This window comes from Lysobacter sp. CC-YZS074, from assembly GCF_056739745.1.
Map to the genome: position 1 here is coordinate 1,265,017 of NZ_CP200301.1, position 16,714 is coordinate 1,281,730.

General features: G+C 67.6%; 17 protein-coding genes. All 17 read right to left on the reverse strand.

The window, feature by feature from the left end:
* The 17 genes from U8331_RS05705 to lpxD all read right to left on the reverse strand — a co-directional run bounded on the left by U8331_RS05705 (position 1) and on the right by lpxD (position 16,699).
* Positions 1-543 carry a GFA family protein gene (locus U8331_RS05705; protein ID WP_481132634.1) on the reverse strand — a complete coding sequence of 181 codons (543 nt, stop codon included), beginning with the start codon at positions 541-543 and terminating at the stop codon, positions 1-3.
* A gap of 12 nt (positions 544-555) precedes the next feature.
* The gene (locus tag U8331_RS05710; protein ID WP_481132635.1) at positions 556-1,326 is read right to left on the reverse strand and encodes an alpha/beta hydrolase; all 771 of its coding nucleotides are present in this window, start codon (positions 1,324-1,326) and stop codon (positions 556-558) included.
* A gap of 7 nt (positions 1,327-1,333) precedes the next feature.
* A complete protein-coding gene (locus U8331_RS05715) occupies positions 1,334-1,759 on the reverse strand; it encodes a DUF1801 domain-containing protein (RefSeq protein WP_481132636.1) in 426 nt (141 codons plus the stop codon).
* A 42-nt stretch (positions 1,760-1,801) separates the two neighbouring features.
* Complete coding sequence (locus U8331_RS05720; protein ID WP_481132637.1) at positions 1,802-1,981, reverse strand: hypothetical protein; 180 nt, start codon at positions 1,979-1,981, stop codon at positions 1,802-1,804.
* 144 nt (positions 1,982-2,125) lie between these two features.
* Positions 2,126-2,581, reverse strand: a complete 456-nt coding sequence (locus tag U8331_RS05725; protein WP_481132638.1) for a DUF4410 domain-containing protein — start codon at positions 2,579-2,581, stop codon at positions 2,126-2,128.
* A 110-nt stretch (positions 2,582-2,691) separates the two neighbouring features.
* Positions 2,692-2,901, reverse strand: a complete 210-nt coding sequence (locus U8331_RS05730) for a hypothetical protein (protein WP_481132639.1) — start codon at positions 2,899-2,901, stop codon at positions 2,692-2,694.
* 142 nt (positions 2,902-3,043) lie between these two features.
* Positions 3,044-3,751: a peptidoglycan recognition protein family protein gene (locus tag U8331_RS05735; protein WP_481132640.1), complete on the reverse strand. Its 708-nt coding sequence runs from the start codon at positions 3,749-3,751 to the stop codon at positions 3,044-3,046.
* Positions 3,744-4,283 (reverse strand): PAAR domain-containing protein, encoded by a 540-nt coding sequence (locus tag U8331_RS05740; RefSeq protein WP_481132641.1) that lies wholly within the window; start codon positions 4,281-4,283, stop codon positions 3,744-3,746. Before U8331_RS05740 ends, U8331_RS05735 begins: the two co-directional genes overlap by 8 nt.
* A gap of 177 nt (positions 4,284-4,460) precedes the next feature.
* Positions 4,461-5,930 carry a P-loop ATPase, Sll1717 family gene (locus U8331_RS05745; RefSeq protein ID WP_481132642.1) on the reverse strand — a complete coding sequence of 490 codons (1,470 nt, stop codon included), beginning with the start codon at positions 5,928-5,930 and terminating at the stop codon, positions 4,461-4,463.
* 71 nt (positions 5,931-6,001) lie between these two features.
* Entirely contained in the window at positions 6,002-9,523 is a 3,522-nt protein-coding gene (gene dnaE, locus U8331_RS05750; protein ID WP_481132643.1) for a DNA polymerase III subunit alpha, read from the reverse strand.
* Between the two features lie 426 nt (positions 9,524-9,949).
* Positions 9,950-10,600 (reverse strand): hypothetical protein, encoded by a 651-nt coding sequence (locus U8331_RS05755; RefSeq protein WP_481132644.1) that lies wholly within the window; start codon positions 10,598-10,600, stop codon positions 9,950-9,952.
* 325 nt (positions 10,601-10,925) lie between these two features.
* Positions 10,926-11,558, reverse strand: a complete 633-nt coding sequence (locus tag U8331_RS05760) for a hypothetical protein (protein WP_481132645.1) — start codon at positions 11,556-11,558, stop codon at positions 10,926-10,928.
* A gap of 554 nt (positions 11,559-12,112) precedes the next feature.
* Positions 12,113-12,766, reverse strand: coding sequence for a ribonuclease HII (locus U8331_RS05765; protein WP_481132646.1), 654 nt, complete (start codon positions 12,764-12,766; stop codon positions 12,113-12,115).
* Complete coding sequence (lpxB, locus tag U8331_RS05770; protein ID WP_481132647.1) at positions 12,759-13,961, reverse strand: lipid-A-disaccharide synthase; 1,203 nt, start codon at positions 13,959-13,961, stop codon at positions 12,759-12,761. The genes U8331_RS05765 and lpxB overlap by 8 nt, the downstream gene beginning before the upstream one ends.
* A gap of 437 nt (positions 13,962-14,398) precedes the next feature.
* On the reverse strand, positions 14,399-15,184 hold the full coding sequence (gene lpxA / locus U8331_RS05775; protein ID WP_481132648.1) for an acyl-ACP--UDP-N-acetylglucosamine O-acyltransferase: 786 nt from the start codon (positions 15,182-15,184) through the stop codon (positions 14,399-14,401).
* Positions 15,181-15,630 (reverse strand): 3-hydroxyacyl-ACP dehydratase FabZ, encoded by a 450-nt coding sequence (fabZ, locus tag U8331_RS05780; RefSeq protein WP_481132649.1) that lies wholly within the window; start codon positions 15,628-15,630, stop codon positions 15,181-15,183. Before fabZ ends, lpxA begins: the two co-directional genes overlap by 4 nt.
* A 49-nt stretch (positions 15,631-15,679) precedes the next feature.
* Positions 15,680-16,699, reverse strand: a complete 1,020-nt coding sequence (gene lpxD / locus U8331_RS05785) for a UDP-3-O-(3-hydroxymyristoyl)glucosamine N-acyltransferase (RefSeq protein WP_481132650.1) — start codon at positions 16,697-16,699, stop codon at positions 15,680-15,682.
* Positions 16,700-16,714 lie beyond the last annotated feature (15 nt).

The window sequence follows — 16,714 nt, forward strand, 5'->3', positions numbered from 1 at the left end:
TCAGGTTCGGGTTCCGGAAGCCGGCGGAACGGGGTCTTTGCGGGATGGCAGCGATGCCCGGTACGCCGCAATCCGCGGCCGCAACGCCTCCAGCCGCGCCAGGCTGTCCTCGCGCCATTCCCGGTCTCGGTCGTAGAACTCCGCGAACGCGCGCGCGCCGTCCGGCAGCACGACCCACGGCTGCTTCGACGCGGTGAAGATGTGCACGTCCGGCGGCAACGCGTCGGGGTGGTCGAACGTGCCGACGCGGACAAAGCGGGTCAGCGGACCCGTGCCACCGTAATGGCTCCACACCGCCACCTTGCACGCGGGGCAGCGAAACACCTGTTGCCCACGGCCGCTGGCCGACGGCGTGTCGACCCGCTCCGGCGCCATGCCGAGGTCCTCGACCCGGTCCGACTCGATCATCGCGTTCAGCGCGAACGACGTCCCGGTCTCGCGCTGGCACCAGCGGCAGTGACAGCAATGCACCACCAGCGGCGCGGTGAGCAGGCGGTAGCGGACCCGGCCGCAGGTGCAGCCGCCTTCGATCGGGTAATCCATGGCGTCACCTCCTCATTCGCGGTCGCCGCCGAGCGCAGCGGCATATCCGGCCGAGTCCGATACATTGTTGTGTCCCGCATCCGGAATGATGACCACCTCCGCTACGCCGGGCGGGAACGCATCGGCGAGCTTGAGCGAGCTCCACTTCGGAACCACCCGGTCGTCGGCGGCGACGATGATCGTCGTCGGCACGTCCAGCCCGCGCGCGTACCGCCATGACTCGTAGCGGTCGCGCAGCAGCAGCTGCGTGGGAAACAGCGGGAACTGGTCGGCCGCCAGTTCCGCGATGCTGTTGAACGGCGTCACCAGCACCAGCCGCTCGACCGGGCCGGACGCCGCCACCTGCACCGCGACCCCGCTGCCCAGGCTCCGGCCGACGACGACAACGCGCGGATGTGTTTCCGCCACCCGCCGCAGCAGCGCGCTGCCATCGCCGACCAGCGCCCGTTCGGACGGCGCCCCGGTGCTGCCGCCGTAGCCGCGGTAGTGCATCGCGTAGATCGTGGCGCCGGGGAAGGCACGGCCCAGCGGCGCGATGGCGCGGGACACGTCCTCGGCATTGCCGCCGAAGTAGACGACGGCGCGGCCGCTTTCGACCCGGTGGGTCGACACCACCACGTCCGCGGCGTCGCGGGGCAGGGTGATGGACGGCGTGTCCACGCCGCGCGCGGTCGGGTAGTAGATGAAGCGGTCCTGCGACAGGTAGAGCAGCGCGCAGATCGCCACATAGGCCGCGGCGGCCAGCGCGACCACGATGGCCAGCGACTTCAAAAGCGGCCCCATCGCGCGGTCAGAACAACTCGTCGCCCGGCTTGCTGGCCGCCTGCTTCACCCAATCCTTCATCTGCTTCTCGTCCAGCCCCTCGTCCTCGGTGATGTGCACGTAGCGCACGTGCTCGTGCTTGGACGCCTCGGGCGGCAACGGCTTGAGCAACGAGCCGCGCAGGAACGTCACCTTGATGTACTTCGTGAAGCAGTGATAGCTGAGAAACCAGCCTTTGCCCTCGATGCCGTAGAAGGGCGAGTTCCAGCGCACCGCCTTGCGCACCTTCGGCACCGTGCGCTCGATCAGCGCGTCGAGCTGGCGACCGACGTCCTGCTTCCAGCCCGGCATCGCCGCGATGTAGGCCTGCACCGGCTCGTCGCCGTCGCCCTTGGGGATCTGCGGGTTGCCGCCGGAAAGGAGCTTGGGGTTGTCGTCGGATTTCTTCGTCATCGGGGTCTCCCTCTGTCGAGTCGCCATGGTCGCGCGGCGGCGTTAGTCCCGCATGCAGAAGTCCGCGCGGCAACGGAGGCGACCGAGCTCCGGCACGTTGTCGACGAGGTTGCGGAGGTCGTTAACGAGGTTGCGCAGGCCGCCGACGAGGTTGCGGACATCAATGGCGGCCTTTCGGACCTCGTTCGCGAGGTCTGCGAGGTCGCGCGCGAGGCCCAGCACCTCGTCGACGGGGTGGTGGACCCCGTGAATGAGGTTCCAGACCTCATCGATGAGGTTCGGGACCTCGTTTTGGCCGGAGATGGCATCAAGATCGAAGCAAAAAGGCCCGGCAGCCCTGCGAAGCAGGCCACCCGACCCCGACCGTCAGGAGGCCTTCAGCCGCGCCACCAGTTCCTCGGCGTGCTTCTGCATCAGGCCGTCGGTGGTGCCCCACGCGGTGGAATTGAAGGTTTCCACTTCGAAGTTGCCGACCTGCTTGCCGTCGGCGCCGATCACGCGGACGTTGCTGACGATCTTGTCGCGCCCGGCCATGATCCCGGCCCAGAACCGCGCCCCGTTGGACCGCACGTAGTAATGCTTCAGCACCACTTCGATTTTCGGGTTGGCGGTGCCGGCGTCGATCAGCCCCGCCTGGCGCAGGTGCGACTGGATGACGCCGTCAAGGCGGGCGATGCCCTCGGCGTCGTCGCCGCCCTGGTTGGAGAACGAGTACGAATAGGTCTGGCCCGTCGGCGCGTTGTAGGCCTGGTGCACGGTGCTGGTGGTGGAGCAGGCGGCGAGCAGCAGGATGCCGGCCGCGAGAGCCAAGGATCGAAGCATGGTGGTTTCCCCGTTGTTGAAGTGCTTGATTTACAGCGATGCCCGCTGCCCGACGTTGATTGCCCCATGGCGTCGGGCGCGCAGGTCCCCGGAGCCAGCTTAAGGCAGCGTCAGGGATCCATGCCGATGTGCGGCACCAGCACCAGCGAGTCGCAGGCGTCGGCGGTGCAGCCGAAATAGCGCGTGTCGCGCCCGTTGCTCCAATACCCCTTGGCGGCCCCGTTGATGTGGAACTCCCATTGCCGGTCGTCGTCGACCAGTTCGCCCTCGATCATGCACGGCGCAGTGTCGTACTCGTGGTGGTAGGCGCGGGCGTCCATTTCCGTGCTGAGTGCAAAAAACGTTTCCACCTGCTCCGAGGTAAGCGACCAGCCCTCGCAAAGCCCCGGAAACCGTCTCGCGTCGGAGGAGGACGGGTCGGGCATCGTTGGGGATACGGACGCTACATGGAGCCCCGCGTGTTCAGAAGACGGGGGGCGGGAACCGGACTGGCACGCCGTCAGCGCCGTCATAAAGGCCAGCGCCTTCGCCAGCTGTCTTGCGCGAAATCCTGTCGTGCTCATAGATGTCTGCATCCGTCAGCGAGTATTGCGTCTTGAGTATCCGGGCCAGCAGCGTGATCGATTCGCTTTGCTCCGGTGTGGGCGGGTCCCACTGCCGCGTCGCCTCGGTGTACATCGCGACCACCTCGATACCGACGCTGTCCTCGTTCATCGGGAAGCGGTCGGGATAGGGCTTCATCTTTTCGCGGTTGTGCACTTCGCGGTACGCCTGCCGACGCTCCAGCGATTCGACGGCGGACTGCTCGGCCGCGTCGCAGGCGCCTTCCTCGAAACACCGGGAGCGGATCGGACCGACGTGGTAGGTCTTCTGCAGCAGGCTGGCGGTCTGGTAGATCGTGCCGTCCTTGTCGATCAGGAAGTGCGTGCCGATGCCGCGCGCGAACGCATTCAGCGAACTGCGCGCGGTACTCGACACGGTCCGGTGCAGGACGATCGCGTGCGGCCCCTGCAACGCGCCGTGCTCCAGTGCTGGAATCGGCTTGAACACGAAGCCCGCGTTCTGGACATAACCGTGCTCGTCCACATAGACCGGCACGACCACCGTCTTGCGGGTGGTATTCGCGACTTCGGAGGTGAGGGACTGACCCACATGCAGGAACCTAGGCATGGGCCACCTCCTCCGCGATTTCGACCCGCACCAGCTCCGGCGCATCGCTGACCGCCAGCGCCGTCATCCCGTCGGCATCGGTCACGCCTTCGATGACGGAGCCGTCCTCGCGGATCAGCCGGTAGCCACGGTTGGCGAGCGGCTTGCCCGTGAGCTCGGACCGGAGGATGAATGCCTCGTCGAAGGTCGTGCCGGCGGCCGCTCCGCCAGCACCTGCAGCCACCGGCCGACCGGATGCATCGACGCCGGGGGCGCTGCTTGTCTGGCTGTCCAGGAATGCCCGGAACTGCCGGCCCGCGATCAGAGCGTGTCCGCAGCTCAACTTGTCCCCGTGCCGGGCGACGGGGGCCCCGTCGACGCTGAAAGTCGGATCGCCCGAGGCGATCGGGAACACGCCGCCACAGGTGGCGCAGCTGGCCTTGTCGCCCACGCGGGCGACGGGCAGTCCATCGATATCAGTGAAGGGGGAGCCGCTGACGACCTGCCCGCCCCCAGTTGTGGCATCGCCCACGACAATGATCAATTTCGACATCTCGACGTCCTTTGTCTGTCGATGACGAAGGACCACCACAAACGATGATCCCTTGGAATTACGGAAGCTTACGCCGGCTTAGCCAACGGCGCCTGTTGCGGGGAGCGACGGATCACCAGTCGAATCTGCGTCAAAGATCCCGCGGCCCACTGTTGGCTGACCCTCTTGGTGGTTAATCTATCTCCCGCTATCTGTGCGGCGCGTTTCGCTCAGCTTGGCATATTCCTTTAGGCCAATATGAACCTTAAAGCTAGATGCAGCGTTGTCCCAGCCGGCTTCTGGGCTTGTGTACTGAAATACCCACGAGCTGCCGCCATATCCGCTTCGCCGAGCGTAACCAATAACGGAGAATCTAAATAATTGCGCCAACGCTTCGGAGGCATCAAGTCCGTTGTTCTTGCTCCGTTTGTTGGCGTACTCTTGATTAAAGTCATCCCGGCTAAAAGTTAACGTGCTAATTGCAGAGCAAGCCTGCAATGCCTCTTCCCATTGTGGCCAGTGCGGAAGGATCTCGTCATCTAGTTCGCGCTTAAGATAATTTGAATATTCATCTCGTGCCGCGACAATATCCTCATTTTCGAATAGCAGCGGGTCGTCTTTTCTCTGTTTTGCCATCGTGAGCGCGGAGTTAAGAAACTTAATTACATCCCTGGGGCGGCGAAAAGTTCGGCTAACTATGTGGTTCCATTTTGGCTGTGAACCTCTCATTAGTCCTTCCGTAGCTATGTCTGCCCAGCCTGCTCCCGCGGAGAGCTTCGCCTTGATGCGGGCATCGACGAGCTGAAACAGAGTGTCCTCGTTCCAGTCCAAGTTCAGAGCTGTTGTTTCGGTAATTTTATTCTTATCAGAAAAATCCAGATCGTCCCAAAGATCTGTTCGAAGATAAACGAGTGGGTTAATTGAGTATCCTTGTTGCCGGCACTCTCGCCGCAACTCCCGGGCGGCGAGTACGAGACCGACAAACATAAGTTTGCGCTCTTCATCTAGACTGCCTAAACCTTGGTCCAGTTCGTCGAAGTGCAAAGACACTGACGGCAATTTTTCATTCTTCGCAATTTCGATTGCGGTCTTAAGAATGGCGCCTGACAGTCTGTTTAACTCTAAACCAAGTTGAACGTCCGTCGACGTCCGCTCAAGATCGATCGAGCCGAGCTGCTGACCAAGGATTTTGGGCTGAAATGAAGCGCGCGATATTTTTAGCTTTCTAGGTCTCAAGATCTCCGATAGTTGCGGCGCTGGACCACCGTAGTTTTCTTGGAAGAAGGTAGACAAATCTAGATAATTCTGTGATTGAGATCGCTGCGACTTGGCTAATATTATGCCTGCGACCTCGACTGCTATGAGGTATCGCCAAGATGAAACGTATGCCTCAATTGGGGAGGCTCCGCGGTCTTGTCGCTGGGCATGCAAACTCCAGGGATAATTTCTGAGGTTCAAAGACTTGGATAGGGTCTCTTGCTGGCCCTCGGTAAAGTGCCGTACTAGGGCAGTTTTTCCGGACCCCTTGCGCCCTAAGAGGAGAAAGACCTCGCCATTTTGAACGCGCTCGACAGCATCCGTTGTCAGAAAATAATCCAGAACCGCATCATCTTCCGCTGCCACGTCGCCGAATGATCGAATGTCGCGAAGGGTTTTTGGAGCAGTCATTGTTTTTCCTTCAGTTATCAATAACAGCGGTAGCGCTTGGCCGATCGCTTTACTTTAGAAGTAGGTGCCCGCTATCCCCAAGGCCGCCCCAGCGCCAGCTTCACCGCCTTCACCCCCGGCACCGCCTTCAACACTCCCACCAGCTCTGCATCCACTCTTACCGAGTGGCTGCCATTCAAGTCCAGCATCCCCGCAGCCCCGGCCTTGATCAGATCAACGCGAATCGGCGTCTTGCCGGGCCGGTGCTTCGCCAGCAACCCGTCCACGCGGTTCCAGGTGCCGGGCACGCGCAGGTCCAGGCGCAGTGACAACCGCTTGGCGTGCTGCGCACAGATCTGCTCGTAATCCCAGCACCGCGCCGCCTTGAGGGCGAAGCCGCCGCTGAAGGCGTCCTCGCGCAGGCCGCCCTGCACCACGATCAGGCGGTCGCGGGTCAGCAGCTGGGCGAACTCGCTGTAGGTCTCGGAGAAGAAGGCGACCTCCAGCCGGCCGCGGCCGTCCTCGATCTGCACGAACATCTGGCTGTCGCCCTTCTTGCGCAGGCCGACGACCTGGCCGGCGACGACGGTTTCCAGCTCCGGACGCCAGCCGCTGCGGGCGGACTCGGGGCGGTTTTCCCAGATCTTCTCGAGGTCGCCGAGGTCGTGGCCGGTGAGGCCGTGCAGTTCGTCGCGGTAGGGGTCGAAGGGGTGGCCGCTGAGGTAGTGGCCCAGGGTTTCGCGCTCGCCGTTGAGGAGGTGGCCGAGCGGGTATTCGTCGGTCTCGGGCAGGTCGAGCTTGAGCGCCGGCGCGGCGGTGTCGCCGCCGCCAAACAGGGACACCTGGCCGGCGGCGCGTTCGCGGGCGAGCTGGTCGGTGGCCTTGAGCACCTCGGGCAGTTGCAGCATGAGGCTGGCGCGGTTCTTCCCGAGCTTGTCGAGGGCGCCGGCCATGATCAGCGCCTCGACGGTGCGGCGGTTGAGCTTGTTGCCGTCGACGCGCTTGCAGAAGTCGAGCAGGTCGTTGAACGGGCCGGCACGGCGGGCGTCGACGATCGACTCGCAGGCGCCTCGGCCGACGCCCTTCACCGCGCCGATGCCGTAGCGGATCACCCCCGGCGCCACGGCCTCGAACATGTAGGCGGAGGCGTCGACGTCCGGCGGCAGCACCTCCAGACCCATCACCCGGCATTCGTCGAGGAAGCCGGTGACCTTGTCGGTGTTGTCCATGTCCGAGGACAGGACCGCGGCCATGAACTCGGCCGGGTAGTGCACCTTCAGCCAGGCGGTCTGGTAGGCGACCAGCGCGTACGCGGCCGAGTGCGACTTGTTGAAGCCGTACTCGGCGAACTTCTCCATCAGGTCGAAGATCGGGCTGGCGATGCGCGCCGGGATGCCGTTGGCCTCGCAGCCGGCCTCGAACTTGGCCCGCTCCTTGGCCATCTCCTCGGCCTTCTTCTTGCCCATCGCGCGGCGCAGCAGGTCGGCGCCGCCCAGCGAGTAGCCGGCCATCACCTGGGCGATCTGCATCACCTGTTCCTGGTACACGATGACGCCGTAGGTCGGCGACAGCACCGGTTCCAGCGATTCGTGCGGGTAGGTGACCTCGGCGTTGCCGTGCTTGCGGTCGACCCAGTCCTTGTCCATCCCCGAGCCGAGCGGGCCGGGGCGGAACAGCGCGGCGAGCGCGATGATGTCCTCGAAGGTGTCGGGCTGGGCGCGCTTGAGCAGCTCGCGCATGCCGCGCGATTCGAACTGGAACACCGCGACGGTGTCGCCGCGGGCGAACAGCTCGTAGCTGGCCTTGTCGTCCAGCGGCAGCGCGGTGATGTCGAGCGGGGCTTCGCCGGCGGCTTGGCGCCGCACGTTGATGGCCTTCACCGCCCAGTCGATGATCGTCAGCGTGCGCAGGCCGAGGAAGTCGAACTTGACCAGCCCGACGGCTTCGACGTCGTCCTTGTCGAACTGGGTCACCGGGCTCTTGCCGCGGCCTTCGCCGTCGTGTTCGGCGAACAGCGGGCAGAAGTCGTGCAGCGGGCTGGGCGCGATGACCACGCCGCCGGCGTGCTTGCCGGCGTTGCGGGTCAGGTCCTCCAGGCTGCGGGCGAGGTCCAGCAGGTCGCGGACGTCGTCCTCGCGCTGGTAGCGCTCGATCAGGTCGGTCGAGGCCAGCATCGGGTTCTTGTGCGAGGCCTCTGATTCTCCAAGAGCGTCGTCGAGGCTGATGCCCAGCGTGTTGGGGATCAGCTTGGCGATGCCGTCGACAAAGCCGTACGGGTGGCCGAGCACGCGGCCGGAATCGCGCACCACCGCCTTCGCGGCCATGGTGCCGTAGGTGATGATCTGGCTGACGCGGTCGCGGCCGTACTTTCGGGCGACGTAGTCGATGACCTCGTCGCGCCGGTCCATGCAGAAGTCGATGTCGAAGTCGGGCATCGACACGCGTTCGGGGTTGAGGAAGCGCTCGAACAGCAGGTCGTACGGCAGCGGGTCCAGGTCGGTGATGCCCAGCGCCCACGCCACCAGCGAGCCGGCACCCGAACCGCGGCCCGGCCCGACCGGGATGCCCTGTTCCTTACCCCAGTTGATGAAGTCCGCGACGATCAGGAAGTAGCCGGGGAACCCCATCTTGATGATGACGTCGAGCTCGACCTCCAGCCGCTCGTCGTAGTCGGCGCGGGTCTTGCCCTCGGCGAGCGGCGCCTTCTCCAGCCGCTTGGCGAGGCCGTCGCGCGACTGGCTGCGCAGCCACGACTCGATGGTGTGGTCGTCGGGCACCGGGAAGGCGGGCAGGTAGTAGGTGCCCAGGTGCATCTCGACGTTGCAGCGGGTGGCCAGCGCGACGGCGTTGTCGATCGCGTCGGGCACGTCGGCGAACAACCGCGCCATCTCCTCGGACGAGCGCAGGTACTGCTCGGGGCTGTATTCCTTCGGCCGCTTGGGGTCGTCGAGCACGCGGCCGGTGGAGATGCACACGCGGGCCTCGTGCGCCTCGAAGCCTTCGGCGTGGAGGAAGCGCGCATCGTTGCTGGCGACGACCGGCAGGCCGCGCTTGCTTGAGAGGTGCAGGGCGAGGTCGTTGAAGACCTGCTCGCCGTCGCGGCCGGTGCGGGTCAGCTCCAGGTGCAGGCGGTCGCCGAAGGTCGACTGCCAGTCGGCGATCCACGCTTCGGCCAGCTCGGCGCGGTGGCCGGTGGCGAGCCGCCCGGCCAGGCTCTGGCGGCCGGCGAGGGCGAACAGGCCGGCGTTGTCCTCGCGCAGCCATTCGGGGCGCATCGCCACGCCGTCCATGCGGTGGCCTTCCATCCACATGCGGCTGAGCAGGCGCGACAGGGTCAGGTAGCCCTCGCGGTCGCGGCACAGCAGGGTCAGGCGGGACGGGGTCTCGTTGCCGTCGGCCAGTCCGATGTCGGCGCCGAGGATCGGCTTGATGCCTCCACCCTCGGCCTTCTTGTAGAACTTGACCGCGGCGAACAGGTTGTTGAGGTCGGTCAGCGCGACGGCGGGCTGCTCGAGTTCCACGCAGCGCTTGACCAGCTCGCCGACCCGGATGGTGGAGTCGGCAAGGGAGAATTCGCTGTGGAGGTGAAGGTGTACGAAGGGCGATGCGGACATGCTGCCGTGGCGTACCGGCGAGGGCGACGGCCAGATTAGCAGGGCGGGGGAGTGGGGGTCAGGGGTTGACAGGGGGCGTGGTGGCGGGGCGGTCGGGCTCCCGTCGGGCGAGCGCCTGGCGGGCGTCGCCACCTCCGTCATCCGCGTCCGTCGGGGCTGTTGTAGGAGCGGCTTCAGCCGCGATCGTGGAACCGGCGCGGGCAAACCGGCATCCGATCGCGGCTAAAGCCGCTCCTACAAATGCTCGGAGATGCGTGTAGGAGCGACGTGAGTCGCGACCCGCCGACGTTGGAGGCCGCGGCGAGCGACGCGATGTCGCGTTCGCGCGACCGAGTGCGTGTTGAACGTCGTCCGCGCCAGTTGTCAGTGGGTCGCGACTTACGTCGCTCCTACGACGGGGACGGGTCCGCGGGAACCGATGACGCTTCAGTTGATCCGGAACCTCCCGGCGCCGCCATCGGCGACGTAGCTGCTGCGGCCGACGCGGCGGCAATGCCCGATCCACTCGACTTCGGCGCGGCGTGCTTCCAGCCAGTGCTCCCGGGTGAAGCCGAAATGCGGGCGCCGTTCGCCACGCAGGGTGGCTTCGATGTGGCGCAGGCGCCGGTAGTCGAGGTAGTCGACCACCTCGCCGGCGAGCACGGGCCACGCGGCTTCGACCAGGATGGCGTCGTCCAGGCGGCCGATCACCGGCATCGTGTGGGGGATCAGCCGGGCCCGGCCGCGCAGGTAGTCGACCACCACGGCGGCGGCCTGCGAGGCCGATGCGGCGGTCTCCCATTCGGGGTCGGCGGCCATGCGGCCGATGGCGCCGGCGCGGCGCAGGCGCTGGCCGATGCAGGGCGGCAGCAGGCCGTTGCGCGGGTCGTCGATCAGTTCGCGGGCGGCGCTGGCGAGTTCGTCGCGGTCCAGCGGCGCGCGCTGCAGGTCGATCCGGGCGATCAGGTCGTTGAAGTGGTGCAGCACGCCGGGGTCGAGCGGATGGTGGCCGACGCGGTGGCGGCGACGCATGCCGTCGCGGCGGGGGCGGGACAGGGCGCGTGGCAGCGGGGCGAGCGGGGAGAGGACGGCGTTCATGGCGGAATCTCGAAGGCGCCGTCCGTGGCGTTGGAGGGGGGGCGGATTGGCGGGCGGAGGCGGTCAGACGGATACGGGCAGGCGATGGCGGGTGGAAGAGGGAACCGGACTACGGGAGAGGGCTGGATTGGAGAGGGATTGGAGGGGGCGGAGCGGGATCGAAGGGGCACATTCGGGCGGCAACGGGCCTCTGCGGAAGCTGATGTGGGACGGCTCTGCCCGCGAACACTGGACCGATTCCGATCGGTGGCCCGACGCGGACATGACACCGTCCGGCGCCGCGGCCGTGGCCGCGACGGGAAAGCGACGCATCGCCCAGCGCCGGTCAGCCGACGCGGAAGCGCAACTGCGGGTCGAGCGACGGTCCGTAATGGCTGCCGTTGATGCGGAACTGGTGGCGCAGCAGGGCGATCTCCGCGAGCCGGTCGCGTACCCAGGCCGCGCGCTGCAGGTCGCCGGCGGTGCCGGGCCGCTCGGCGTCGCGCCAGGCGCAGAAGTCGCGGTACTCGTCGGCTTCGGCGGAGAATGCCGGCCACGCCAGTTCGATCAGCAGGACGTCATCGAGCAGGCCGAGCAAGGGACGGTGGTCGTCGATCAGGTCGTCGTCGCGGTCGATGTACGCCAGCAGCTTGAGCAGCCGGGCACGCAGCGCGGGCGCCGGGTCCCAGTCGAAGTCGTCCAGCATCGCGCGCAGCTCTTCGATGCGTCGCAGCCGGCGGTCGAGGACGTCATGGGCACGGGCCGGCGGCAGCGCGAGCAGCCAGTCGGTCAGGTGCTGCAGTCGGGTCGGGTCGATCCGCGGGGCGTCGGGGTGGATCTCGTGCAGCAGTGCGTCGAATCTTGCGATCGCGTCGCTGCGCAGCGAGAGGTCGGCATGGGCGCCGGGGCTGCCGGACGGTCCGTCGTGCCTGAAGTACGGCAGCGGGTCGGCAGTCGGAGTGGGGACTGACGTGCGCATGGCACACCTCGCTGTACCGGCCGGTGGAGCGGAATGCGGTCGCCGGTGGACCCGCGGTTCCGGAGGCCTGCTGGGGAGCGCAGCGGGGTCGCGCAGGCGGCGGCCGGGCCGGGTGTTGCGGTGTATGCGTCCTGGTTGGATGCAGGTCCATGCTGCGCCGTTGAAAGGCGGTTGTCGCCGTTTCCAAAGTCGGGGTGACGTTGGACCTACCGCGCTGGAAGGCTTGGCTGGCGGGGGCTGCAGGCGTGGGCGCGGATGGTTCCGAAACGGGCGCTGAATCCCGTACGGAAGGTCTTCTGTAGGAGCGGCTTCAATCGCGATCGTGAATCGGCGCGTGCGTTCCCGCATCCGATCGCGGCTGAAGCCGCTCCTACAAGGACCCGGAAATCAGGGGTAGGAGCGACGTGAGTCGCGAACCCCTGGCCTGACAGGCTCGTAGCGAGTCGCGCGAAAATCCGATCGCGCGATTTCCGCTTCGCCGCCGCTTCGATGTCGCTCCGCTCCGCATGTCAGTGGGGCGCGACTTGCGTTGCTCCTACCGTCGCTGCGGCGCCCTAGGTTGCTTCGGCGAGGGCCGGGTCGCCGGCGCGTGCGTTCAGCGCTTCGCGTACGGGGGCGAAGCTGCGGCGGTGGTGCGGGCAGGGACCGTGCTCGGCAAGGGCGGCCAGGTGGGCGGGCGTCGAGTAGCCCTTGTGCTCGGCGAAGCCGTAATGCGGGAACCGCGCGTGCAGGTCGACCATCGCGCGGTCGCGGGTGACCTTGGCCAGGATCGAGGCGGCCATGATGGCGCGGTCGCGGGCGTCGCCGCCGATCCACGCTTCGGCGGGACAGGGCAGGCCGCGCGGCAGGGCGTTGCCGTCGATGCGCGCCAGCTCGGTCGCGTGCAGCACGCCTTCGACCGCACGACGCATGCCGAGCATGGTCGCCTGGTAGATGTTGATGCGGTCGATCTCGTCGACGTCGATGGCGACCACGTGCCACGCCACGGCCTTCCCGGTGATCCGGACGTACAGCTCCTCGCGCCGGCGGGCGCACAGCTGCTTGGAGTCGGCCAGCCCGTTGACCGGCGTCCGGCCGGGACCGAGCACGACGGCGGCGACCACCACCGGCCCCGCCAGCGGACCGCGGCCGGCCTCGTCGACACCGGCAATGCGCTGGGCGCCGCGTACGACGGCGAGGTCGAGGGGGAGCTGGCCGGCCTTACCCACGGGCGTTTTCCACCGAACCGGCGGAGTCCGTGGTGGCAGCCGTGCCGGCCTGGACCAGCTCGACCACCGCGTCGGCGGCCCGGACCGAGGCGTCGCGGCGCAGGGCCTGGTGGAGGGCGAGGAAGCGCGGACGCAGGGCGGCCACGGCGACCGGGTCGCGCAACCAGTGCAGCAGGGCGTCGGCGAGCTTCTCGGGGGTGCAATCGTGCTGCATCAGCTCGGGCACCAGCGGCTCACCGGCAAGCACGTTGGGCAGCGCGTAGTGGTCGACCTTGAGCATGCCCAGCCCCTTGACCAGGCGGTAGGTCAGGCCGGCCACTTTGTAGCCGACCACCATCGGGCGCTTGGCCAGCATGGCTTCCAGCGTGGCGGTGCCGGAGGCGAGCAGGATCACGTCGCTGGCGATCATCAGCGTGCGGGCGCGGCCGTCGATCACCTGCAGCGCGGGCCGCAGCGCGTCGGCGTCCGGATGGTTGGCGAGCACGCCTTCGAATGCCGCCCGGGCGTGCGCGCCGGCCATCGGGGCGACCACCTGCAACGACGGCTCGGCGGCGAGCACGCGCGCCGCGGCGGCCAGGAAGTCGTGGCCGAGCCGTTCGATCTCGCCCACGCGCGAGCCGGGCAACACCGCCAGCACGGGGCGGGTCCCGCCCAGCCCGAGTTCCCCGCGGGCCGCCATGCGGTCGGGCTCGAGTGGCATCTCGTCGGCGAGCGGATGGCCGACGAACCGGGCATCGACGCCGTGGCGCCGGTAGATCGGCGGCTCCATCGGGAAGAGGCAAAGCACCCGGTCGGCGCTCAGGCCGATCTTCCCGGCGCGCTTCTCACGCCAGGCCCAGACCGACGGGCTGACGTAATGCACGGTGCGCACGCCGCGTTGCTTGAGCCACTGCTCGACGCCCAGGTTGAAGTCGGGCGCGTCGATGCCGATGAACACGTCCGGCTGCCAGTCGAGCAGGCGCTGGCGCAGCTCGCGGCGCAGGCGCAGCAGGCGCGGCAGGTGGCGCAGGACTTCGGCCAGGCCCATCACCGACAGTTCGGACGCGTCGTGCCAGGTCTGCATGCCGGCGTTGCGCATGGCATCGCCGCCGACGCCGGCGAACTCGGCATCCGGCCAGCGCTGGCGCAGTTGCTCGACCAGCCCGGCGCCCAGCAGGTCGCCGGAGGCTTCGCCCGCGACGAGGGCGACGCGCATCGGGCGGGTCGGGACGGGAGCGGCGGGGAGGGGCACGGCGGGCGCAGGAAAGGATCGGCGTCGGTGATTCTAGGCGATTGGGTGCGGTGGCGGCCGAGGCCGGCATTTGCAAGTCTGCTTGTGTAGGAGCGACGTGAGTCGCGACCTGTACATCGCCTCCAGCGTTCGGCGGGTCGCGACTTAAGTCGCTCCTACAGACGGAACGGCGCGATGTGGGGCTTGCGGCGGACCGTTCCAATCGCGTCCCGTTCGAGCCCTTGTAGGAGCGGCTTCAGCCGCGATCGTGGAGTCGGCTTCACGAACGGGCGTCCGCGTCCGTTCGCGACGGGTCGTTCAGATGGCGAGCGTGGGATGGGCCGGGGACGGGAACGAGACGCGGGGACGGGACGGCGACGATTGCCGGATCGCGGCTGAAGCCGCTCCTACAAGGGCCCGGCTCAGCGCAGCAGCGGCCGCTCGCCGGCGTCGATGAAATCGAGCAGGGCGCGGACATCGTCGCTGTCGCCGGCCAGTTCGGCCAGCCGGGCGCGGGCGTCCTCGAGCGAACCGCCGGCGACGTACAGGGCGCGGTAGGCACGCTTGATTGCGCCGATGCGGTCGGCGTCGAAGCCGCGGCGCTTGAGGCCTTCGCTGTTGATGCCGCGCGGTCGGCCATAGCCCTCCTGCGCGACCATCACGAACGGCGGCACGTCGCCATTGACGAACGCGCCCATGCCGATGAACGCGTGCGCGCCGATCCGGCAGAACTGGTGGATGCCGACGAAGCCGCTGAGGATGACGTGGTCGCCGATCTCGACATGGCCGGCCAGCGTCGCGTTGTTGGAGAACACGCACTGGTTGCCGACCACGCAGTCGTGCGCGACGTGGGTGTAGGCCAGCAGCCAGTTGTCGTCGCCGACCCGGGTGCAGCCGCCGCCGGCGCCGGTGCCCCGGTTGACGGTGACGAACTCGCGGAGGGTGTTGCGGTCGCCGATGACCAGTTCGACGCGTTCGCCGCCGTACTTCTTGTCCTGCGGGTCGCCACCAATCGCGGCGTGGCCGAGGATGCGGTTGTCGCGTCCGATCCGGGTCGGGCCGTGGATGCTGCAGTGCGGACCGATCACCGTGCCCGGGCCGATCTCGACCTCGTCGCCGATGTAGCTGAAGGCACCCACGCGCACGCCGTCGCCGAGCCGCGCACCCGGTTCGATCACCGCGCTCGGGTGGACGAGGGTGTCGCTCATGCGCCGGCGGCGACCTCGGCGCAGAGGATGTCGGCGCAGGCGACCTGCTCGCCTTCGACCCGGGCCACGCCCTGGTACAGCGCCATGTTGCGGATGGTGCGCTTGAGGGTGACCTCCAGGTCGAGCCGGTCGCCGGGCACCACCATCTTGCTGAACTTCGCGCCGTCCACCTTGACCAGGTAGAACAGCTTGCCGTCGTTTTCGCCGCCACCGGACAGCTGGGTCAGCAGGCCGCCGGCCTGTGCCAGCGCCTCGATCACCAGTACCCCGGGCATCACCGGGCGGCCGGGGAAGTGGCCGTTGAAGAAGTTCTCGTTGGCGGTGACGTTCTTGTAGGCGAGCACGCGCTGGTTGGGCTCCAGCTCGACCACGCGGTCCACCAGCAGGAACGGATAACGGTGCGGCAGCAGGGCCTGGATGGTGGTGACGTCGATCGGGAGTTTCACGTTTAGGTTTTCCTTGCTTGCGGGTCCGCCGGGGCGGACCCGCGTCCGTTCAGTCGTCACGCCCGCGCAGCTGGCGGGCGATCCGGTCGAGTTGCTTGAAGCGCGCGGCGTTCCTGCGCCAGCTGCGATTGTCCATCAAGCCCGTACCCGACGAGTATTCGCCGGGTTCGCGGATGGAGCTGCTGACCAGGCTCATCGCGGTGATAACCACGCGGTCGCAGATTTCCAGATGGCCGACGATGCCCGCCCCGCCGCCGATCAGGCAGTAGCGGCCGACCCTGGCGCTGCCGGCCACCGCGACGCAGCCGGCCATGGCGGTGTGCGCGCCGATACGGACGTTGTGGCCGATCTGGATCTGGTTGTCGAGGCGGACATCCTCTTCGAGCACGGTGTCTTCGATCGCGCCGCGGTCGATCGTGGTGTTGGCGCCGATTTCGCAGTCGTCGCCGACCACGACGCCGCCGTGCTGCGGCACCTTGAGCCAGCGGCCGGCGTCCATCGCCAGGCCGAAGCCGTCGGCGCCGAGCACGGCACCGGGATGGATGCGCACGCGCTGGCCCAGGCGGACCCGGGTGACCAGGGTCACGCGCGCGACCAGTTCGCTGCCGGCGCCGACCACGCAGTCCTCGCCGATGATGCAGCCCGGCCCGACGACCGCGCCGGCTTCAACCCGGCTGCGTGCGCCGATGCTGACGAACGCGCCGACGTGGGCGTCCGCCGCGACGGTCGCGTCCGGGGCGATGTCGGCCGAGGCATGGATGCCCGCCGGACGCACCGGTTGCGGTTCGAACAACGCCGACAGCTTCGCGAATGCGGCGTACGGGTCCTTGGCCACCAGGGCGGTGCCGGCGAAACCCTCGGCATCCTCGGCGCGCATGACCACCGCGCCGGCACCGGAGCCGGCGAGCTGAATGCGGTAGCGCGGATTGGCGAGGAAGGCGAGCTGGGCGGGGCCGGCGTTGGCGAGGGTACCCACGCCGGTGATCCGCACCGACCCGTCGCCGTGCAGGCCGAGCGAGAAACGCCCGGCCAGCTCGGTGGCGGTGAAGGTTCCGGTGGCGTGCTGCATGACGGCGGTCGCTGC